This is a genomic window from Pseudonocardia sulfidoxydans NBRC 16205, from assembly GCF_007989085.1.
Lineage (GTDB): Bacteria > Actinomycetota > Actinomycetes > Mycobacteriales > Pseudonocardiaceae > Pseudonocardia > Pseudonocardia sulfidoxydans.
Window position 1 is genome coordinate 1 of sequence record NZ_BJVJ01000044.1, and the last position, 20,224, is coordinate 20,224.

The following is a 20,224-nucleotide window of genomic DNA, read 5'->3' on the forward strand; positions in this document are numbered from 1 at the left end:
TAGAACGAGTCGCACGCGAAACCAACCTCCCTGAGAACACGATCGCGACTCGGGGACGCGATGGTGTCGAATTGTCGTGTGGAGACGAACGGCTCGGGTGGTGACCCGTGGCAACGGGGCCGCGAGCCACCACCCGATCGGCTCCTTCGGTGCCTCTGACCGGCGGGTCTGGCCTCAGACGGAGCGCACTCGCACCCCGGACCGTCCCGCCGCCTCCGGCTCCAGGCGGACACGTAGCTGTTCGGTCGCGTCGGCCCTGGCCGCAACCAGGAGTTCAGCCGTCGGGGCAAGCACGTGCCGTCGAAGTGCTCGCTGCAGGCTGCGTGCGCCGTGCACGGGATCGAATCCGACATCGACAAGCGCCTCGAGGGCGCCCGGGCGGCACTCCATCTCCACGCCGCGCCTGCGGAGGAGCTCTCGGGCCTCGTTCAGGTGGAGTTGAACGACGTCATGCGCGACATGCCGGGAGATCTCGTTGAACCGGAGCACCCGGTCGATCCGATTGAGAAATTCCGGATCGAAGAAGTCGCGAAGCGCCGCGTCGATCGTGGCGTGATCCTGGCTGCGACGCAGGCCACCGGTACCGGGGATGGCGTCGAGAACGCGTTGACGCCGTGACCCGCGCCGGCGAGCGATGTCGGCCGAGCCGAGGTTCGACGTCAGGAATACGAACGCGTTCCGGAACGAGATCCTCTGCTCGCCATTGGACAGCGCCAGCATGCCCCGGTCGAGCAGCCCGAGCAGCGCCCGGAGAACGACGGGGTGCGCCTTCTCGACCTCGTCGAAGAGCACGATGCCCGGGATGAACGGGCTGCCCTCGATCGCCGGGCGATCGAACACGCTGCTACCCTCCCGGCTCCCGGAGTAGCCGGGAGGGGCTCCGGACAGGGCCGCGGCATAGTGCTCCTGGGCCAGCTGCCCCATGTCGACTCGGCAGAAGTCGTCGGGACCCGACCGCAACTCAGCTGCGAGCCGGCGGACGATCTCGGTCTTCCCGACGCCAGTGGGCCCGACCAGTAACAATGTCGACAGCGGGCGTTCCCGGTCGTGGAAGCCTGCCTGTACGACGACGAGAGCCTGCCGAATCTCCTCGACGATGTCGTCCTGACCCAGCACCCGTCGGCCGATGCGCTCCGCGATCGCCGCTGCATCGAACGTGCCGGTCCTGTTCAGCCCGTTCAGTGCGGGGGTGCCCCCTTGCTGCTGGTCGTGGAAGCGATCGCTGAGGAACGGCAACCTAGGCCTCGTTGGTCTTGTCGTAAGGCAGATCGTAGACCGGCGCCGAGGCCACCCCGATGGTGTCGCGCGTGATCGCCTCGACCGCCTCCTGGGCCTTCTGCGCGTCGGTGACCCACAGCTTGTAGAAGTCGAAGGGACAGGTCGCAACACCCTTGTCGCCGTCGCCGGCTGCGTGGACCCCGGTGTAGCCACGGTGGAGCAGCTTGAAGAGATGGTTCTGAGACTGGTCGTTGGTCCGGGCGTCACGGATCGCGCTGACCGACAGCTGCGCGTACTGAATCCCGTTCTCTTCCTCACCACATTCGCCCAGGCTGCGGCCGTCGAACCCGATGATGGCCGAGTGGCCGAAGTATGAGTAGACCCCGTCGAACCCAGCTGCGTTCGCCACGGCCACGTAGCAGTTGTTCGCCCAGGCCATGGCCTTCGCCATCAGGACCTGCTGATCCTTGGCCGGATACATGTAGCCCTGCGGACGAACGACAAGTTCCGCACCCTTCATGGCGCAGTCCCGCCAGATCTCCGGGTAGTTGCCGTCGTCGCAGATGATCAGCGAGATCTTGAGGCCTTTCGGGCCCTCGGTCACGTAGGTGGTATCGCCCGGATACCAGCCCTCGATGGGTGTCCACGGCAGAACCTTGCGGTACTTCTGCACGATATCGCCGTTGGAGTTGATGAGAACCAGGGTGTTGTAGGGGGGCTTGTGCGGGTGGTCCTCGTGTCGCTCTCCGGTGATGGAGAAGACTCCCCACGTGTTGGCTCGCCGGCAGGCGTCGGAGAAGATCTCGGTCTCCTCACCCGGGATGATGGCAGCCGTCTCGTACATCTCCTCAGGGTCGTACATGATCCCCATCGTCGAGTACTCCGGGAACACCACGAGGTCCATGCCCGGCAGGCCCGACTTCATGCCGATCACCATGTCGGCGATTGCCCGGGCATTCTCGAGGACGTCGGCCTTGGTGTGCAACCGCGGCATCTTGTAGTTGACGACCGCGACTCCGACCGTATCGGGGCTGGACGAGATGTCACCGTGACGCACGGTTCCTCCTGCACTTGCTGTCGTTATAGACAGTACCGTCATGAAATATTCGAATCGGAACCTACGAGTTGACGGAGTGGTCGTCAAGACCTCCGGCTCCCCGACGATTCCAGCGCGCGGCCTGCTGCAGGCATGACTGCCTCCTGGGCGCCACAGGGACGCGCTGTCAAGGGGCCGACACCCACGGAGATGTTCGAGCTGCCATCACTGAGAGCGAGGACGGAGGGCGAATCCGTCAGGCGAGCCGGCAAGGAGACGCACCGCCGCGCATCGCGAAGGTCCCGCGGAGCGGGCTACCGCAGCCGGCCTCACGCCGGACCGGGCCGAGCCAGACGGGAGGCGAGTGCCGGGATCAAGGAGGTTCCCTCCGAGATGATCGCCGTCCTGCCGTCGATCTCGAAGCCAGATCAGGCGGATCGCCTATGCCCTGGGCTGTAGCAGTCTCGCCTTCGCGACCTGGCCCAGAATCTGGTACATCATTTTTGGGTCGACGCCGATCTCGACGAGGAACTCTCGCTCCACTCTCCGAGCCATGGGGCTGAGCCTGTGATAGACGAGCTGGCCGCGATCGCCGAGAAGCACCAGAACCCGTCGGCGGTCGGCTTGGTCTACGCGCCGATACACCAGCGATGCGTCGGTGAGGCGGTCGACGATCTTGGTCAGCGTTGCACCCGGAACCAATAGATGGTGAGCGATCCGCGACATGGGTAGCCCGACCCCGTCGGCGAGCAGCTCCAGTACCCGCCATTGGTCGATATTGAGGCCTTCGGTGGCCAGAACGGACTCGAGGTGCTGCGTGAGCTGCCGCTCCAAGCTGCCGAGAACCCGAATCAGCGATAGCACTTCAGCCCTCCTTCCGGCGGCCGGGCATGGCCCCGGACGCGCCGTCGCCTTCACGGTGTCGGCCCCCGCCGAGGGGATGCCTGGGCGAGGCTCCATGTGCTGCACCCGAGCCTCGCCCGCCAGTGGGCCGTTCCGTCTCATCGCCGGAGTCCGCTGCTTGCCCGGCACTCATCACATTAGAACACTTTCGGTTGACATACTATCTAAGGGAAGCAACTCTTCATGGGCGCGTCGCCTAGAGCTGCTGCCGCGGTACCGGGGCGCGCCTCACCGGATGCTGGAGAAGTTGGGGCGCGGTAGCCCAGACACGAGCGGTGCACGCACAACGCTAGTTCAATGCCTGCGGGGTTCGTTCAGATGATCAACGACTGCGGCGTACTGGTCGAGCTGCGTGCGCTGGTGGGATGCGTGGACGTCATGCGGGCGGTCCCGCTGTGCCGGCCCGCGAGCCGGGTGGCCCCCCTCGAGCAGGACCTCGCGATGATCCCGCTCCCAGCAGGCAGTTGCGGGGCGGTGGCGGGGTCGCGCGCGAAGATGATGCCGAGACTCGGCTTTAGGTGGATGACGCCCGGCGTCTACGCCGCACTGATCCACGCATCGTACCGCGGGCCGATCGGCTACTTCGAGATCGAATACACCGCCTACTCCGGCTGGGAAGCGGCCGCAGTCTGGGTCGAAGGCGTGCTCGCCTACGGGCCGGAGCACAGCGCTCCGCTTCGAACCGGCCCCCTCGGTGACGCGACTCCGGTGGCGGAGGCACTGCGACGTCTCGGCGCCCTGGTCGACGAGGTGCCTGACGAGGTTGTGACGGTCGGGCTCGACAGGTTTCGATGTACGAAGGACTGGTTTGCCGCGGCGTCTGAGCCTGCTCGGTAGCCCGGCCACGCCCCTTGTAGAGCGTGGTGCGACAGACCGGGTTGCCTCATCCGTCGCGGAGGTTCGCTGTTCTGGGGCAGGCCGGACGTGCCGGCGGCTGACGTCGGACAGCATGTTCCGGCGACCCGACACGGTCCTCCGCCCTGGACGGAAGCGCTACATCCAGAGAAATTTCCGTTGTGATGTATTGATATTGAGCACTGTTCGAGTAGGTTGCATCACAGCACAGCTCGTCACAGCGGGCGTGCGGACCGCGCTTCCCGAGACGGAAGGGGAGGCCGGAACCAGGGTGCCGCACCATCCCGCGGCCCGCCGGGGTTGATGACCCGGCCGCACCGAGAGGATCCTGGCTTCACCTCAACCGACGGGGCTGGGGGAGCCGAGCGGGCGCAGGTCAGGCGCCGGCCGCACTGACAAGCACTACGGCAGTCGCGCGGTGTGGGGGATTCATGGTCACACCTCCGCAGAAGGTTCCGTCGCGATCGCGTCAACATGAGGAATGGGAGATCGACATGACAGGTGCCAACGGCCACGGCCACGGGCACGACCACGCTCCGGTGACTGACCTGTCCCGCATCGAGGACCTGGTACAGCGTCGGACTCACGAGGCGGGAGACCACGAGGGCCCGTTCTCGATCCATGTCCTCGGGCTCGGGAAGACCGGCGCCAACGTGGTGGAAAGCTTCGTGCGCGCCGCCGCCGACTCCTCCCTGTCCGACGGCGGGTTCAGCGCCCTCGCGATCGACATCGGCGATGGCGACCTGGCCGGGGTGCGTGACGCCGCCAAGTCGTCCAGTGGCCAGGTCCGCACGGTGGCCCTGCCCGCTCTGGACTCGGAGACCCTCTTCAGTGGGCTGCGTCGGTACCGGGAGTACCTCAAGGCGGAGTTCCCGCGCTACTACTGGAACCCGAACTACGAGCCGTGGCTGCCGAACGACCTGGAGATCCCCGCGGCGGACGGGCACTTCGACCGCGCGCTGTCCAAGGCCATCTACGGGGTTGAGTACTACCAGGGGCACGAGGTCACCCAGGAGCTCGACGCCTTCGTCGCCGGCATCCAGGACAGCCAGGCCACGCCGATCGTCTGTGTTGTGTTCAGCCTGGCCGGCGGCACGGGTAGCGGCATCGTCGTCGACCTGGCCCGCCACCTGTCGAACATCAAGCTCGGCCGGCGCCCCTGGGTGCTCGGAATGGGCGTGCTGCCGTGCGACGGCGACCCCGACGAGGTCTTCGACGGCCGGCTGTTCCCGGCGATCAACGAGCTGGACTGCATGGTCGACGCCGAGAAGAACCAGGGCGTCATGACGGTCTGGGGCGACCTGTACAAGAACCCGTTCACCGCGGGCTTCTTCGCCATCCCGCAGAACGCGGTCTACGAGCGCACCGGCGACCTCGAGGCGACGCACAAGGCGGTCGACGCCGGCCTGGCTGCCTTCCTGGTCCGCGACGGCGGTAAGCACGTCTACGAGTCGATCAAGGCTCTGAACTGGCTGAATGTCGACGCCAGCAGCTGGCACCCCGCTATCCGCGGCGAGCAGAGCGACCGTTGGCTCAACCTGCTCGCTGTCGACGACGCGGACAACGCGCCGGCCATCAGCGACCGCGAGCTGGTCGACGGTGTCGAGCCGCCGTTCGCGGAGGTGCGGTGGTACGGAAAGTCGGCGGCCGGTGACACGGCTGCTGTCGAACTGCCCAAGACGAGGGTCGACGCGGCGGTGGTGACCTACGCGGACGCGAGCCCCGCGGGCGCGAGCGCCTTTGTTCCCAAGGTCAGCAAGCTCGACCTCCGGTGGTTCGCTCCGACTCGCGACGCCTACGACACCTTCGACTGGGAGCAGAAGCTCATGGCTCACTCCTGGATCCTCGATCTGGGTGTGCTGCTCTGTGAGCCGTCGACTCGCTTCGAGTCGATGGGCGGGGAATGCTTGCTCGGGTGCGCTTGCTGGGTTGTCGTCCCGCACGCCGCCATCCGTGGCGAAGAGCTCGAGAACGTGCCGCTCGCCTGATCAACTGAGGAGTGAACAGCGATGCCTTTGGACTGGTCGTACGTCCTGGAGCGTTACCGCGACGGCGCCGAGGTTGCCTCTCTTCCCGGCACCGCGACGCTGTCGGTGAGTGGTGCGGACGAGGAGAAGATCTACGTCAGCCACCGTCTCTGGAAGGCATCGCTTAGTCGAGGAAATCTCGAACGCGCGATCGACCTGGTCGAGAAGGGTGAGATGACCAGGAGCGCCGCAGATTTCATCGATCAGTACCGCACCGTCATCGCGGACGAACGTCCGACAACGGCTGCGACTGTTCTCAAAGACTTGGGTTATCTAGACTAGGAGCGAAGGCTAGACATGAGTGGTCTCTCTCTTTATCACAGCGCGACCGGGAAGCAGGCTCCGCACTGCATCCACGCCGTCGGTATCGGCAAGACCGGCGCGCAGATGATCGATGCTCTTCTGCGCACCGGTGAGCTCGAGGACATGCTTGACGACCCCCGAGCCCGCTTCACCGCGCTGTCGATCGACATCGGCGACGCCGACATGGCGCAGATGCGCCAGTACGGTGACTCCTTCATCGACCGACTCCGCGACCGCGAGATTCCGACCGACCGGGCTCAGATCCGCACGGTGAACCTGTCGGTCCCGAGTGCCGACGAACTCTACCGCTCGCTGTCGGATTATCCCGAGTGGCTGGGCAAGGAGTTCCCGCGCTTCGACTACCGGCCGGCGTTCCAGCCCTGGCTGACCTCGTCGACGACGATGCCGAAGGCCGACAAGCACTACGTCGGCCAGCTCGAGGTGCCCGGCGAGGAAGAGCACTTTCCCCGGGCAGTGGCGAAGGCCATCTACGGCAGCGCCTACTACGGCGCCGACCGCACGCTCGCCAACGAGCTCGACGACTTCGCCCGCAGCATCGACCAGACCCGTCTGCCGTCGATCGTTCTCGTCTTCTTCGGCATCGGTGGCGGCACCGGTAGTGGCATGGTCGTCGACCTGGCACGCCACCTGACCAACGTCAGGCTCGGGCGCCGGGTTCCGGTCGTCGGTGTCGGCCTGCTGCCGTGCTCCGGAGACCCGGAGTACCAGCGCGGTGCGAGCGTCTACGCCACGCTCAACGACCTTGACTGCATGCTCGACGAGACCAAGAACAACGCGATCACCTCGGTCTGGGGCGATCTCTACAAGAACCCCTTCAACGGCGGTTTCCTCGCCCTCCCGCAGGAGCACGCGTGGGAGCGGCTGCACCGTTACACGACCATCAAGAAGGGTGTGCTGCCGGAGGTTCGGCACCAGCAGGCGTTGCACGTGACGAACAAGTTCGTCGACGACTCGTTCTGCCGCTACGTGCTGCACGACTACGGCCGTGAGCTGTTCCGGGTGCTGCGCCCGTCCGGCTACACCGGCGCCCCGCACGAGCGGGTCAGCCCTGGTGCACGGAACTGGACGCTGTTCGACGTCGCCAAGCTGACTCACCCGGGCGTTCAGGTGCTGCCCGGCGAGCCGATGAGCAAGTGGCGTGACATGATCTCGACCTGGATCGGGTTCATTCCGCAGTATCTGGGCGTGCGTGAGGGCTTCAAGACCGACTACATCGAAGCCCACACGTTCTCGGCACGGTCTCGCTGGAACGACACGATGGAGAACAAGCTCCAGGACACCCTGAAGCAGTTCTTGCTGCCCGGTGAGGACGGCACCCTCACGACGAGCCAGGGCGAGTTCTTCGATGAGCTCACCGTGTACACCAACGTCGTCGTCCCCGGGGTTGCCCGGCCCGACCTGACGGCGTTCCACACCGGCCGTGACGCGTACGACGCTCTTCCGGAGCAGGAGCGCATCCTTCAGCACTCCTTCCTGCTCGAGCTCGGAATCGCGCTCAACGAGCGGAACCAGGAGTTCGGCGACTACGCCGGCATGGCGCTCGGCGAGGGCGGCATCCCCCCGATGATCAGCTATGACGACATCCGGGGCGAGGCCAGCCTCCCCTCGACCGGCGTGGAGATCCAGACCGCCAACATCGCGGCGGCGGTCACCACGGTGGTTCCGACGCCGTAACGCGTCCACCACCCGAGAAAGCACCCTCGCGTCCCCCAGCAGGACGCGGGGGTGCTTTTTCCAGACTGCCTGCTCACGCGACTTCCGATCCACTCGGCGCTTCCTGTGAGCGCTGCGCCACGAACGGGGGCGGACTACTCATGACACATCCCCTTCCACCTGCACTATCAGACGGTTTCCCCTCCGACTCCTACGACGACTGGCTCGATCGAGTTCGATCTACCTACGAATCGGTCAGCTTTTCCTGTATGCACCGGCTCGGGGATCGCCTTCTCGCCGACCGCGTCGGCGCCCAGGTCGTGGCTGGGATGCTCAGGAAACCTGGCGTGTTCAGGTTCTTCGGGCTTCCGTACTCGGCAAGAATCGGGCATCTCGCAGAGGCTCGTATCGCCGAGGCCAAGGCCGGCCGACGAGACCAGATCGCGGAGTGGGACAGGATCCTGCGCAGCCTTCGGTCGATCCCGGCTCCGGATCGCGATGCGTTCGTCCTGACGTGCGTGCAGGGACTAGAGGTGCCTGAGATCGCTGGCCGGCTTGGGCTGACAGACCAGGAGGCTCGCCGCCTGATTGACACAGCGCTCGGGCGGATGCGTGCGATCGCCGACGAGGAACTCGGAGACGAGACGTCGGCAGCGTCCCAGACCGAGTAGGTCGGCTCGCTGGTCTCCTCGCATTCCGCAGGGACGGCAGGTGGGGTCGCGAATGGACTCTCGCACACTTCAACTGACGGAGGCGTTCGTGCAAGTCACCGCAATGTGGCGGTACCCGGTGAAATCGATGCTGGGGGAGCCGATCATGGAGGGCCGGGTCGACGCTGAGGGTCTGCGCGCGGACCGCGTCGTCGCGGTGATCGATGAAGAGTCCGGGCTCGTTGCCACCGCGAAGCACCCGCGTTTGTGGCGGAACCTGCTCAAGTACTCCGCAACGATGGACGTCGACACGGTCGTGATCACCTCCCCGGCGGGGTGGAAGCTCAACGCCGCGTCCCCGGACGTCGACGGGCGGTTGTCCGCCGAGCTGGGCCGGGCCGTGCGCGTGGCCACCGACCGGCCCGACGGTGCGACCGTCGAGCGTCCCGACCCCGAGGACGTGCTCGCCGAGGGTGTCGACGCCGCCGTCCCGGCGGCCACGCTGGAGATCGGAATGGGCACGCCCGGGACGACGTTCGTCGACTACGCGCCCTTGCACCTGATCACCAGTGCGACGCTGGCCGAGGTTGGTGTCGAGCCCCTCCGGTACCGTCCCAACCTCGTGCTGCAGACACCGGACGGGACTCCGCCGTTCGTCGAGAACCAGTGGCTGGGTCGCGAGCTGCGCATCGGCGACGAGATCGTACTGCGGGTCTCGGTGCCGACGCCGCGCTGCTCGGTGCCCACCCTCGAACACGGCGACCTGCCCCGGTCACCGCGAGCGGTGCGGACGGTGCTTGTCCGCAACCGCGTCGACGTGCCCGGGTTCGGCGTCCTGCCGTGCGCGGGCTGCTACGCCGAGGTGGAGCAGGGCGGCACGATCCACGTCGGCGACGAGGTCACCCTGCACTGACAGGGCGCCTTGACCACCCCATGCCGAAGCGGGGATCGGCCCGTGGGCTCGAACCTCGCTCCACAGCTCGCCGGGCCGGCGTCCTGGTCAAATGTCCGGGCATATGACAGAACTGTCCTATGGTGACGATCCGCGCGGTTCGGCTGGTGGACGATCTGGATGGTTCCGAGGCGGTCGAGACCGTAGAACTCGGACTTGACGGCCGAGCGTTCGAGATCGATCTGAATGCCGCGCACGCCGCCGAGCTTCGCCGCAAGCTCGCCCCGTACATCGCATCAGCTCGGCGCGTTCGGCGAGATACCAGACCACGGCCCGGGGCAGGCACCGTACATAGCCGCCGAGAGGCCGCAGAGATGCGCGAGTGGGCCCGTCTCAACGGCATGGAGGTCGCCGATCGCGGACGAGTCCCGACCAGCGTGCACGTCGCCTACGCCAATCGCCAGGGCCCTGCTGAGCCGACGCCCCGCTCGCTACATAGCCGGTCGCACGACAGCGGTTCCGAAGCCCGGCGAAGTCGTACGCGCCCGATGGAGCCGAACGCCTGAGCACGGGCGTCTCCCTCAAGCGATGTCTGCAGGCCCCCCGAGGCATGTCCCTCAGGTTCGGCTGCATCAAGACGGCTCAGGGTATGTCGGCGCCTTTTCGCGCTCCGGTCCCCTCGGGTGAGGTTCTTTGTGCCGTCCGTCCACAGGAACGTCGTCCGCCAACGGGGTTCCGAGACCGGACGTCGACAGCCAGCTGACGACGGCCTCGAGGGCTCACGATCACCCACTCCACACGATCACGCACTCCAGCAGGAGGTTGGTAGGTGCGAACGCCCGGCTTGGCCCGGCCGCCCCGGGCCAGGCGGACACCCGCCACCCCACTGCAACATTGCTTCGTAAGTGAATAGGTTCTTGTCAATTACTTCATGTCGGAACTAACATGGTAGGAGAGGTGATGATCTAGATCACCTCGTCCGCGTGGGGCAGGGGGCGGGAGCCGCGGCTCGCGCTCACCACTCCGGCTGCGTGCGCGGGACAACCGGAAGTTCTCCGAACGTTACGAGCGACCCACATCTTGGCTCAGGAGACATCGATGAACCTTGGAAGACGCCTCGCCAATGGCTTCGCCTCTGATGATGCGGCGACCGAGACAGCTGAGGAAGTGCTCAGCCGCCTCGTGCCCGAGCCGTCAGTTGACTCGTCGTCACGCGACTACGAGGGAGCGCATTCGCCCGCGATGCCAGCCTCACCGCTGCCTGCCATTGCACCATGATCAATGGTCGCGGGACCCATGAACTTTCCAGCACCCCGCTGACCGGATACAAGATCGCAACTCCCATGATCTCGGCAGGGGGAGAGCGAACCGCTTTCACTGGGGTCGGAGCTGGCCGCAAACATGTCTATCTCGCGTCAGACACAGCGATCTGCATCAATGACGCCAGGCACGCTGTTCCGAACGCGGTCTGCAAATGCGGGTTCTACTGCCTCCACACGCTCAACGCGGCGCGAGATCTGACCTGCGCGCCGGAGAATCGCGGCACAGTACTGCTGGAGGTGGCGGTCTCGGGCCGCTACCGCCGCTACGAACAGGGTCTGCGCTTCGAGCATCAGCGGGTGCGGAAGGTGTGGACAGGACGGTGCGAGTGCGGACGGGCCGCGGAGGTCTTCACCGACTCCGGCGACGGAGTCATGGGTTGGCGGCAGCTTTCGCCGTGTTGCGCCTCGTGTGCCGCGGGTAAGCCGGTCCTCCCGTTGCCGACGTTCGCCCAGCTGACGGGCCAGGACGGCGTGGTCGCCGCGGTCGACCGTCAGCCGCTGCGACACTTCTGCTCGCAGTCCGGCCTGTTCTTCACCGACGACCGGGTCGTTGCCGAGGGCAACCTGCCCGGACGAGACCCCTTACTGGACGCTGAGCTCGCGGTCGTCAATGCGCGGCTCGACGAACTCCAACGTCAACTAAGTCGCTTGCTGGACTGCGAGTAGGCAGAACGCGCCGGCACCGGAGCCATGACCCGACAGCGGGTTCTCCGGTGCCGGCGACCGGAAGAGTCCAGGCGGCGGCCCGCCTCTCAAGAACGTCATAGCGCAGACCCAGGTCCAGTCATATGTCTACTTTGTCAGATGTTCAAGCAGTAAAAATCGAGAATCGTTTCTGAGCTCTGGTTCCACGAGCATGGAGGCTCAATATGCACATCGCCGAGGGTTACCTTCCTCCGCTTCATGCCGTCGCGTGGGGCGCAGCCTCTGCACCGTTTGTGGTGTGGGGCGCACGTGCAGTCGTCAAACAGATCAGAGACAACCCAGAGTCGAAGTTGCTGCTGGGCGCGGCAGGAGCGTTCTGCTTCGTGTTGTCGGCATTGAAGCTGCCGTCGGTCACGGGGTCGTGTTCGCACCCGACCGGCACTGGGTTCGGAGCAGTGCTGTTCCGACCACCTGTGATGGCCTTGCTCGGAACGATCGTACTGTTCTTCCAGGCGACTCTGCTTGCACATGGCGGGCTGACGACCCTGGGCGCCAACGTCTTCTCCATGGCGATCGCCGGGCCCTGGGTCGCGTACGGAGTCTTCGTCCTGACACGTCAGCTCGGCGGCGGCCTGATACCCGCGGTATTTCTGGCAGCCGCGCTCGGTGATCTCGCCACCTACTGCGTAACCAGTGTTCAGCTGGCGTTGGCTTTCCCCGACCCGGTCTCAGGGGTCGTGGGCGCGGTCGCGAAATTCGGCTCGATCTTTGCCATCACACAGATTCCTCTGGCGATCAGTGAGGGTCTGCTCACCGTGCTGATCGTGCGCCTGCTGTCGCGAGTCAGCCCCGCCGAGCTCACCCGCCTCGGCCTGATCAAGTCCGCCAACCCGGTCGTGAAGGAGAGTGTGGCGTGAAGCGGTCGACCATCGTGAACTGGCTGCTCGTAGTGGCCGTGGTGGCTCTTGCGGCGTTTCCGTTGCTGTTCATCAGCGGCGACTACGGCGGGGCGGACGGGATCGCCGCCGAGCGCATCGCGGCGGACCATCCGGACTATCAGCCCTGGGCCTCCTCGTTGTTCGAACCGTCGGAGGAGGTCGCGTCGGGGCTGTTCGCCGCGCAGGCCGCGATCGGGGCCGGCGTGATCGGCTACTACTTCGGGGTCGCGCGCACCAGGCGCAAACTCGCAGGCGCCGTCAACGCGCCTAGCGACGCGATCGACTGATGCTCGCTCTCGATGCGATCGCCTACAGCAACCGGTGGCGTCCCCGTCATCCGGGCGAGAAGGCGTTGCTGGCGCTGGGTCTGTTGGGCGCGGCCGTCGCCCTGCCACCCTGGCCTGGTGCACTCCTGACCGGTTCCACGGCAATGGTGTTGCTGTTGGGCCCGGCCGGCGTGACCCTGCGGCAGGTGTGGCAGGCAGTTCGAGTACCCCTCGGATTCGTTTTGACGGGTTCCGTCCCCCTGCTCGTGGCTGTGGGCGGCAGTCCATGGTTGGCTTGGGAGCCGAGCGGAATACCGCGAGCCGCCGAACTGGCCGGACGTGCCATGGCCGCGCTGCTGTGTCTGCTGTTGTTCGCCACTACTACCCCGCTCGCGGACAGCCTGCCACGGTTGACCCGTATCGGGGTCCCGCCCGCGATCACCGAGGTCGCCTCGTTGATCTACCGGATGGTGTTCCTGTTGCTCGACTCGGCGCGGGCGGTGCGGGAGGCCCAGGCGGGCAGGCTCGGTTTCCGTACGTGGGCCACGACCTATCGGGCGGTTGCAGGACAAGGCGGGGCGATCTTCGTGCGAGCCTTCGACCGGGCTCGTCGCCTCGAAGAAGGACTCGCGTTGCGGGGTTACAGCGGTTCTTTGACGGTGCAGGTGGAGTACCAGGCGGTGTCCCGGCGGTTCATCGCGGCCACGGTCGGGCTGTTGGCGGCGATCGTGACCGTGACACTAATGGCGAGGGTGGTAATGGTGTGAGCGTTCCAGTCTTGGCTGCTCGCGGCGTGTGTTTCAGCTACGAGGAGGGTCGCCCGGTCCTCGATGGAGCGGATCTCGACTTGTGCGTCGGGCATCGCCTGGCCGTGCTCGGTCCGAACGGCGGCGGTAAGACGACGTTGTTCCGTCTCCTGGTCGGGGCCTTGGCGCCGGCCGACGGGCAGGTCTTGCTCGACGGGGAACCGATACGCCGCAACCGCCAGGGGCTGACCGCGCTTCGGACCCAGGTGCAGCTGGTCCTCCAGGATCCAGACGACCAGCTGTTCGCCGCCAGCGTCTACCAGGACGTCTCGTTCGGGCCGGTCAACCTCGGGCTGCCGAGCAACGAGGTGGCCGCCCGGGTGGAGGCGGCATTGAAGGCACTCTGCATAGCCGATCTGGCCGATCGCCCCACCCATCTGCTCTCCTTCGGCCAGAAGAAGCGGACCGCGATCGCCGGGGCCATCGCCATGCGACCTCGACTGCTCGTCCTGGACGAGCCCACTGCGGGCCTCGATCCGGCCGGCGTCGAGGAACTTCTGCTGACCCTCGGCGATCTCCACGCCGCCGGGACGACGCTGGTATTGTCGACCCACGACGTCGATCTCGCGTACCGGTGGGCGGACGACGTCGCGGTCGTCGCTCGAGGCAAGGTTCATGTTGCTTCGGCCGAGGAGGCGCTGAGCGACGCGGCGCTGCTCGAGTCGGCTCGGCTGGGGCCGGCGTGGGCTCCAGCGGTCGCACGGCTGCTTGCCCAGGCGGGCCAGGACGCCAGACCACGCACCGCTGCAGAGCTTTACGCCTTTCTGGCGCGGACGGCCCTTCCGGTGTGATGCGCTCGCCCGTGTCGATGGTGCCGTCCGTCGCTCAGGACGTGCGGGGATCGCCGACACTCTGCCGTGCCCGGGCGCTGTGAGCGGCTACCTTGTTGCGGTTTCCGCACAGCTCCATGCTGCACCAGCGTCGGTTCCGGCTGCGGGACGAGTCAAGGAACATCAGAACGCAGGTGTCATGGTTGGCGCAGCGCCGCAGCTGCTGTGCCCGGCCATCGACCAGTACCCGGGCCGCGGCATCCGCGAGAATCCACGGCAGAGCGCTAGCGTCCCTGCCCAAGTCGATCCGCGGCCGACGCCGGAGAGCGCCGGCGTCGTCACGAACGAGCTCCGTCCCGGGATCGTCGGCGAGGACGGCGTTCAGATGAGCGAGCGCATCGTCGGACATCGGCTCGCCGGAGGCCAAGGCCGCAAAGCCCGCTTTCAGCGTCACTCGAAGCTCGACGGCCCGCGAGTGCACCGCCCGGGAGACACTGGTGGGCACACCGTAGTCCGCGCCCAGACTGGATTCTGCGACCCACGCCGCGAGCTCAGCGGGCTGCGACACCGTGTCGACGAGCGTTCGCTCCTGAACCATCACCGTGTTCACGAAGTCAAGAGCAACGTCACCTGCCAGGAACACGAACGAGTGCATGGTCCTCCTCACGCGGTCCGCAACGTCTTGTCGGACAACAGCTAACCTGCAATAGTGCCTCAAGACGGTTAGCCTAGTACATCGCAAATGGAGGGCATCATGGCACTTCGCACCGGCCACGTCGGCATCAACGTCACTGATCTCGATCGGTCTCGGCGGTTCTACGTCGAGCTGTTCGGTCTCGAGGTGCTGGGTGAGTCAACCGAGGACGGTCGCCGCTTCGCCTTCCTCGGCAACCCGGATGTGAGGTCCGACGTCTTCCTCGACCGTCTCGCGATCACACTGTGGGAGCAGAGCAGCGGGACGTTCTCGACGGGCACTCCCGGTCTGCACCATCTTGCGTTCCACGTCGAGTCGGTGACCGAGGTCGAGGCCGTTCGCGACCGAGTGCAGAATCTAGGGGTCGAGATGCTCCACGGTGGCGAGATCGTGCCGCACAGCAGCGACTTCGACTCCGGGGGCTTCTTCTTCGTCGATCCCGACGGCGTTCGTCTCGAGGTGTGCGCACCCGCCGGTGTTCCGACCGATCGTGCCGTCACCGAAGCCGCCCCGTCGTGTGGCTTCTTCCCGCCGTCCGCCGACTGACTGAGCCAGGGTGCAGTCCGTGCCTGACAAGGGTTTTCACGGCGGGGAACGGCTGGCGCAACACCGTGCCGGAGTCACCGCCGAGGCAGACCGCCTCGCCGGCATGCTCACCACGCAACACATCACCGAGGGCATGAGCCGATTTCTCGCTGATCAGGAGTTGGCATTCATCACAGGAGAAGACCAGGGTGGCCTGCTGTGGACCTCGCCGATCTCCGGTCCGCGGGGCTTCTGCACAGGCTCCGGGCCTGGCCTGCTGCTGGCCGGCGGCGCCGCCGACGGTGACCCGCTACAGAGCCTGCGCGATGGTCAGGCTCTGGGCGTGCTGTTCGTCGACTTCGCGAGGCGGCGTCGGCTGCGGATCAACGGCGTCATCAGCAATGCGGACGCCGGCGGGATTGATATCGCGGTAGAGCAGGCGTTCGGGAACTGTCCTCGTCACATCGTGCCCCGATCGCATCAGTGGAGCGGTTCCCGCAATGATGCCCGCGACCACTCGCGGCATCGCCGGCTCGCACCCGAACATCTCGCTTTGATCGCCGCAGCCCACACCTTCATCCTGGGCACGGCGCATCCGGCGCGCGGGGCCGACACGTCACACCGGGGAGGTGCCCCAGGCTTCGTGCGGTGGACCGGCAATGAGCTGTGGTGGCCCGACTACGTCGGCAACAATCTGTTCAACAGCATCGGCAACATCGTCACGCATCCATCCACGTCTCTGTTGTTCGTGGATTTTCAGCAGCAGGCGAGCTTACAGATCTCGGGTCACGGTGCGGTCGAATGGGAGGTGACGTCGCACCTCGAAAATGACGAGGAGACGGGCCGCAGGGTTCGGGTTGTTCCGGCCGCAATAGTGCATTCCCGTCGTTTCTAGGACGGGATAGGCCGGACCTCAGAATACGTCCGAGCGTAGGTGATCGCGGTGGTCCGTGTGGAGACGTCGACATGTCGGGTGTCTGTCACATCTGGCGGCGCAACTGGTCTGGTGTCGCTAGACTCCGCACGTGCACGACAGCGTCCGAGACTTCGTGATGCCGTCCGAGGACGATGTCCGTCGAGCAGTGGCGTCAATGCGCCTTCTCGCGGATCCGACTCGGATCAAGATCCTGTGGGCTTTACTGCAGTGCGAGACGTCGGTTGCGTGTCTTGCCGGTGTAGTCGGCGCTGCACCTGCGGCTGTGAGTCAACATCTGGGCAAGTTGCGGCTGGCCGGCTTGGTCGAGAGCAGGCGAGTCGGTTCGTACATCTACTACACCGCGGAGAGCCCGCGCGTTCGCGCTCTTCTTGCAGAAGCGCTGAACCAGTCGCAATTCATCCAGCAGGTCGCTGGCCGCCAGAGCTGACCGTGACGCCGGGTCGGCCGCGGCCGCTGCAATGAGGGCCGGAATTGACTAACCGTCTGGATGCCGCCGAGCCCACATCACGTCGGGCGACTTGATCGCCGAGCTCAGGGTCCGAGCCCGAGAGCAGGGGATGACCGACGGCCTGACCATCTGCCGGCTCGATGCTCCCGCGACTCGGATATGGCGGCGGCTCGCGAACTGCGGTTGTGGATCATCATGCAGGGTCGCTGTCGTGTGATTGTCGACGAGGCCGCGCGATGTTGCGGCCACTGACTTTTCTGGCTCTCGGTCGGGATCATCCCTCGAACTCGAGCACGAGCACGACCTCGTCGAGCAAATATTTTCCGACATGTTTGTTGAGCGACAGATCACCCCTTCATAGCTGGGCCATTGCGGCGCGGCGCTCTGCGCAGTTTCGCCGCTACGCTGGATCGGGACATGATGGACCCGGTCCTTCGTCTTCTTCGCGCGTTGTCGACCGGGACTGATCGGCGCGTCCTGGCTCCGCTCTACCTGAGGGAGATCATCTATCGCACTTTGGTGGCAGAGCAGCGTGTTCGACTGATCGAGAGCGCCGCCGAGCGAGAGCGCCAGCAATCCTGTCAGTGCGGTGATCGCCTACGTCCAAGAGCACATCGGTCAGCTACTGAGTGTGGACGATCTCGCCGAGCATGTTCTCATGCACCCATCGGCGCTCGCGGACCTTTTCCAGGATGTGACGGGCAAGCCGCCATGCCTGTTTTTCAGGAACATGCGTCTCAGTCGTGCTCGTGCCATGCTCATCGAGACAGACTCGGATGCTGCCCGCGTCTCACAAGCGGTGGGGTACCGGACCTTGTCACATTTCACCAGCGAGTTTCGCGACCGCTACGGCATGACGCCTCGGGCCTTAACGAGGCGTTCACCGTTCGCGAACAGCCGGAAGCGTGACGCGCGCTCCGTGGAGCGTGACGTACGTGGTGTGTGGCCTGGGCGGCAGCCAGCGTTGCGCCATCGCTGCCGGGGGCGTGGGTCGGGGGCCGTTGGATCCGACGGCGCCGTCGGCATGAACGCCGCGGAGCGACTTCACATGATGAGCGCACGGCCTTCGATGCACGTGGTTGAACTCGTTGAGAGACCTGAATAGTCGGACCTCGTGGTGTTAGTGGGAGTACGGGACGGACAGCCGTGTCCACGGCCATGCCACTGGGTGGACACGTCATGTCCGTCCCGTACCCGGCAACGCGCGGTGCACGCCCGGCGGCTTGCGCACCTCGCATCCCCTTTCGCGTGGCCCGAAGGTCGGTCGGCCCAGCAACCTCAACCTACACGAATAGTCGCCGATCGCAATACTTCGGTTCTGAACTACTAGTGGCGGTCTAAGGTCCCGGTGGCGTGAGCGTTATCCCACCGGGGGTCGAGTCCGCTCGCCGGCTTCGACCGCTCGCCGGCTTCGACCGCGCGCCAAGGGGGGCGACCTGAGCGCCGCGATGGATCGCAGGACGGTCGTTGTGACCGTCATCTGCAAGGCAGGGCTAGGCGAATCGCTTCCGATGTGAAAAGCTGAATACGTAGACAGTTCGACAGTGAAGCGCACGGATGCGACGACTGTTGCGCGACCGGGCGGAGCGAGTTCTGTGTCGGAGGCCGGTATGGACTGTGAGTCTTTACCTGACGGACTGTTCAAGTCAGACTTTGCCGGGTGTGGAGGGGTGGTCGAGAGGTGCGACGGTCGGTTGTGTCGCGACGAGCGTTCTTGCTCGGATCCGTCGGAGCAGCAGGTTTGGGCATCCTTGCAGCCTGCGGCGGGTCACCGTCGGGCATCGAGACGTCTGTATCCGGGCCGCCTCGAGCCGGCGGCAGGCTGCGCGTGGCGCTGGCGGGCCAGTCGCCGTCGGCCGACAAGCTCGATCCTCACGTCGCGGGATCGGCGGCAAGCGGGGCGCTGGGCAAGAACGTCTGGGACCGTCTCGTCTCCTACAACAACGACCTGACGCTGCGCTACCGGCTGGCGGAGGCGCTGGAGCCCGACGCCGACGGCACCGAGTGGCGGGTGCGGCTGCGCGCCGGCGTGCTGTTCAGCGACGGCACCCCGCTCACCTCGCGCGACGTCCTCTACAGCATCCGGCGGATGCTCGACCCGGCCAAGCCGTCGTCGGCCGACCTGTCGATGGTCGACCTCGCCCGCACCCGCGCCGAGGACGACCGCACCGTCGTCGTCGGCCTGAAGCAGCCGCTCGCCGACCTGGGCTCGGTCCTCGCAGGCTGGTACGTCTACGTCGTCAAGGACGGGTCCGACGTCTTCGACGCGACGACCCTGCCGGTGGGGACCGGCCCGTACATGCTGAAGAGCTGGTCGCCCGGCGACCGGTCGCTGCTGGTGCGCAACCCGCGCTACTGGGAGGCGGGGCTGCCGTACCTCGACGAGGTCGAGATCGTCCAGATCGCCGAGCCCGAGGCGCGGGTCAACGCGTTCCTGTCCGGCGAGGTCGACATGATCGACCAGGTGCCGGCCGTGCGCGCCTCGACGCTGCGGACCGAGCCCGGCGTCTCCCTGGTCGACGCCGAGTTCGGCACGATGGCCGCGCTGCAGATGCGCGCCGACGTCGCCCCGTTCGACGATGTCCGTGTCCGGCAGGCGATGCGGCTGGCGGTCGACAGGCAGGCCATGGCGGACACCGTCTACCTCGGGTTCGCCGAGCTGGGCAACGACCTCTACGGCCTCGGTGCCCCCTTCTACGCGGCAGACCTGCCGCAGCGGACCTACGACCCGCAGCGCGCCCGCGACCTGCTGCGCCAGGCCGGGCACGAGAACCTCGTCGTCACCCTGACCACGGCCGACTCGTCCCCCGGCCAGCTCGACTCGGCGACGTTGTTCGCGCAGCAGGCCAAGGCGGCGGGCATTACCGTCAACCTGGAGACGGTGCCTGCCGCGAACTACGCCGCGCAGGTGTCGGGGCAGAAGCCGTTGACGCACAACAACTGGTGGAACTACAGCCTCGACTACTACTACGGCCAGACCATGACCTCCGACGCCCCGGGCAACTCCGGCTGGCGGCGCCCGGCGTGGGACGCCCGCTTCTACCAGGCGCGTGGGACGCTCGACCGGCAGACGCGGGCCGGGCTCTATGCCGACCTGCAGAAGGAGCTCTACGACGAGGGCGGGCTGATCGTGCACAACTTCGTCAAGCAGCCCGCCGCCGTCCGGTCCACCGTGCAGGGCGTGCCGCGCTTCACCCTCGGGTCCGACGACTGGGCGAACTACCGCAGCGCCTGGCTATCGGCGTGACCCGATGACTGCGCAGACTTTCGGGACGATCCGATGACGGGGCAGGCCTCCGGCGACTGGGCAGCCGA

21 protein-coding genes and 1 pseudogene are annotated in these 20,224 nt (G+C 66.2%); 18 read left to right on the top strand and 4 right to left on the bottom strand.

Annotated elements, in window-relative coordinates; genetic code table 11:
* Nucleotides 1–174 precede the first annotated feature (174 nt).
* The 3 genes from PSU4_RS19760 to PSU4_RS19770 form a co-directional block, all read right to left on the bottom strand.
* On the bottom strand, nt 175–1,236 hold the full coding sequence (locus tag PSU4_RS19760) for an AAA family ATPase (protein WP_147110434.1): 1,062 nt from the start codon (nt 1,234–1,236) through the stop codon (nt 175–177).
* Between the two features lies 1 nt (nt 1,237).
* The gene (locus PSU4_RS19765) at nt 1,238–2,275 is read right to left on the bottom strand and encodes an aliphatic amidase (protein ID WP_147110435.1); all 1,038 of its coding nucleotides are present in this window, start codon (nt 2,273–2,275) and stop codon (nt 1,238–1,240) included.
* Nucleotides 2,276–2,695: 420 nt separating this feature from the next.
* On the bottom strand, nt 2,696–3,118 hold the full coding sequence (locus PSU4_RS19770; RefSeq protein WP_186817069.1) for a MarR family winged helix-turn-helix transcriptional regulator: 423 nt from the start codon (nt 3,116–3,118) through the stop codon (nt 2,696–2,698).
* 357 nt (nt 3,119–3,475) lie between these two features.
* On the opposite strand from PSU4_RS19770, the gene PSU4_RS19775 reads away from it, so the two are divergent.
* The 12 genes from PSU4_RS19775 to PSU4_RS19830 all read left to right on the top strand — a co-directional run bounded on the left by PSU4_RS19775 (nt 3,476) and on the right by PSU4_RS19830 (nt 14,326).
* Complete coding sequence (locus PSU4_RS19775; RefSeq protein WP_147110439.1) at nt 3,476–3,994, top strand: hypothetical protein; 519 nt, start codon at nt 3,476–3,478, stop codon at nt 3,992–3,994.
* 557 nt (nt 3,995–4,551) lie between these two features.
* Complete coding sequence (locus PSU4_RS19780) at nt 4,552–6,000, top strand: tubulin-like doman-containing protein (protein ID WP_246115227.1); 1,449 nt, start codon at nt 4,552–4,554, stop codon at nt 5,998–6,000.
* A 21-nt stretch (nt 6,001–6,021) separates the two neighbouring features.
* A complete protein-coding gene (locus tag PSU4_RS19785; RefSeq protein ID WP_147110443.1) occupies nt 6,022–6,321 on the top strand; it encodes a hypothetical protein in 300 nt (99 codons plus the stop codon).
* Nucleotides 6,322–6,336: 15 nt separating this feature from the next.
* Nucleotides 6,337–8,037: a tubulin-like doman-containing protein gene (locus PSU4_RS19790; RefSeq protein WP_147110444.1), complete on the top strand. Its 1,701-nt coding sequence runs from the start codon at nt 6,337–6,339 to the stop codon at nt 8,035–8,037.
* 248 nt (nt 8,038–8,285) lie between these two features.
* Nucleotides 8,286–8,687, top strand: coding sequence for a sigma factor-like helix-turn-helix DNA-binding protein (locus tag PSU4_RS19795; protein WP_186817070.1), 402 nt, complete (start codon nt 8,286–8,288; stop codon nt 8,685–8,687).
* Nucleotides 8,688–8,775: 88 nt separating this feature from the next.
* Complete coding sequence (locus tag PSU4_RS19800; RefSeq protein WP_246115228.1) at nt 8,776–9,579, top strand: MOSC domain-containing protein; 804 nt, start codon at nt 8,776–8,778, stop codon at nt 9,577–9,579.
* Nucleotides 9,580–9,698: 119 nt separating this feature from the next.
* The gene (locus PSU4_RS19805) at nt 9,699–10,124 is read left to right on the top strand and encodes a histone-like nucleoid-structuring protein Lsr2 (RefSeq protein ID WP_147110450.1); all 426 of its coding nucleotides are present in this window, start codon (nt 9,699–9,701) and stop codon (nt 10,122–10,124) included.
* Between the two features lie 708 nt (nt 10,125–10,832).
* Nucleotides 10,833–11,546 carry a hypothetical protein gene (locus PSU4_RS19810; protein WP_147110452.1) on the top strand — a complete coding sequence of 238 codons (714 nt, stop codon included), beginning with the start codon at nt 10,833–10,835 and terminating at the stop codon, nt 11,544–11,546.
* A 203-nt stretch (nt 11,547–11,749) separates the two neighbouring features.
* Nucleotides 11,750–12,442 carry an energy-coupling factor ABC transporter permease gene (locus PSU4_RS19815; protein ID WP_147110455.1) on the top strand — a complete coding sequence of 231 codons (693 nt, stop codon included), beginning with the start codon at nt 11,750–11,752 and terminating at the stop codon, nt 12,440–12,442.
* Nucleotides 12,439–12,750 carry an energy-coupling factor ABC transporter substrate-binding protein gene (locus PSU4_RS19820; protein ID WP_147110458.1) on the top strand — a complete coding sequence of 104 codons (312 nt, stop codon included), beginning with the start codon at nt 12,439–12,441 and terminating at the stop codon, nt 12,748–12,750. Before PSU4_RS19815 ends, PSU4_RS19820 begins: the two co-directional genes overlap by 4 nt.
* Nucleotides 12,750–13,496: a cobalt ECF transporter T component CbiQ gene (gene cbiQ / locus PSU4_RS19825; protein ID WP_147110461.1), complete on the top strand. Its 747-nt coding sequence runs from the start codon at nt 12,750–12,752 to the stop codon at nt 13,494–13,496. Before PSU4_RS19820 ends, cbiQ begins: the two co-directional genes overlap by 1 nt.
* Entirely contained in the window at nt 13,493–14,326 is an 834-nt protein-coding gene (locus PSU4_RS19830) for an energy-coupling factor ABC transporter ATP-binding protein (protein ID WP_147110464.1), read from the top strand. Before cbiQ ends, PSU4_RS19830 begins: the two co-directional genes overlap by 4 nt.
* 34 nt (nt 14,327–14,360) lie before the next feature.
* Here PSU4_RS19830 and PSU4_RS19835 read toward each other — a convergent pair whose 3' ends face one another.
* Nucleotides 14,361–14,960, bottom strand: coding sequence for a CGNR zinc finger domain-containing protein (locus PSU4_RS19835; RefSeq protein WP_147110466.1), 600 nt, complete (start codon nt 14,958–14,960; stop codon nt 14,361–14,363).
* A 99-nt stretch (nt 14,961–15,059) separates the two neighbouring features.
* On the opposite strand from PSU4_RS19835, the gene PSU4_RS19840 reads away from it, so the two are divergent.
* The 6 genes and pseudogenes from PSU4_RS19840 to PSU4_RS19865 all read left to right on the top strand — a co-directional run bounded on the left by PSU4_RS19840 (nt 15,060) and on the right by PSU4_RS19865 (nt 20,156).
* Nucleotides 15,060–15,545 (top strand): VOC family protein, encoded by a 486-nt coding sequence (locus tag PSU4_RS19840; protein ID WP_147110469.1) that lies wholly within the window; start codon nt 15,060–15,062, stop codon nt 15,543–15,545.
* A 19-nt stretch (nt 15,546–15,564) separates the two neighbouring features.
* Nucleotides 15,565–16,419, top strand: a complete 855-nt coding sequence (locus tag PSU4_RS19845; RefSeq protein ID WP_147110472.1) for a pyridoxamine 5'-phosphate oxidase family protein — start codon at nt 15,565–15,567, stop codon at nt 16,417–16,419.
* A gap of 130 nt (nt 16,420–16,549) precedes the next feature.
* Nucleotides 16,550–16,888 (top strand): ArsR/SmtB family transcription factor, encoded by a 339-nt coding sequence (locus PSU4_RS19850; protein WP_147110475.1) that lies wholly within the window; start codon nt 16,550–16,552, stop codon nt 16,886–16,888.
* A 390-nt stretch (nt 16,889–17,278) separates the two neighbouring features.
* Nucleotides 17,279–17,431: pseudogene (locus PSU4_RS33060) on the top strand (AraC family transcriptional regulator N-terminal domain-containing protein); the annotation flags it as partial.
* Between the two features lie 109 nt (nt 17,432–17,540).
* A complete protein-coding gene (locus PSU4_RS33065) occupies nt 17,541–18,014 on the top strand; it encodes a helix-turn-helix transcriptional regulator (protein WP_373866081.1) in 474 nt (157 codons plus the stop codon).
* Between the two features lie 723 nt (nt 18,015–18,737).
* Nucleotides 18,738–20,156, top strand: a complete 1,419-nt coding sequence (locus tag PSU4_RS19865) for an ABC transporter substrate-binding protein (RefSeq protein WP_222596334.1) — start codon at nt 18,738–18,740, stop codon at nt 20,154–20,156.
* Nucleotides 20,157–20,224 lie beyond the last annotated feature (68 nt).

Bases quoted from the DNA above. Each gene is read 5' to 3' on its own strand.
- PSU4_RS19775 (WP_147110439.1), top strand. From the start codon at position 3,476: ATGATCAACGACTGCGGCGTACTGGTCGAGCTGCGTGCGCTGGTGGGA.
- PSU4_RS19785 (WP_147110443.1), top strand. From the start codon at position 6,022: ATGCCTTTGGACTGGTCGTACGTCCTGGAGCGTTACCGCGACGGCGCC.
- PSU4_RS19790 (WP_147110444.1), top strand. From the start codon at position 6,337: ATGAGTGGTCTCTCTCTTTATCACAGCGCGACCGGGAAGCAGGCTCCG.
- PSU4_RS19795 (WP_186817070.1), top strand. From the start codon at position 8,286: ATGCACCGGCTCGGGGATCGCCTTCTCGCCGACCGCGTCGGCGCCCAG.
- PSU4_RS19805 (WP_147110450.1), top strand. From the start codon at position 9,699: ATGGTGACGATCCGCGCGGTTCGGCTGGTGGACGATCTGGATGGTTCC.
- PSU4_RS19810 (WP_147110452.1), top strand. From the start codon at position 10,833: ATGATCAATGGTCGCGGGACCCATGAACTTTCCAGCACCCCGCTGACC.
- PSU4_RS19815 (WP_147110455.1), top strand. From the start codon at position 11,750: ATGCACATCGCCGAGGGTTACCTTCCTCCGCTTCATGCCGTCGCGTGG.
- cbiQ (WP_147110461.1), top strand. From the start codon at position 12,750: ATGCTCGCTCTCGATGCGATCGCCTACAGCAACCGGTGGCGTCCCCGT.
- PSU4_RS19835 (WP_147110466.1), bottom strand. From the start codon at position 14,960: ATGCACTCGTTCGTGTTCCTGGCAGGTGACGTTGCTCTTGACTTCGTG.
- PSU4_RS19840 (WP_147110469.1), top strand. From the start codon at position 15,060: ATGGCACTTCGCACCGGCCACGTCGGCATCAACGTCACTGATCTCGAT.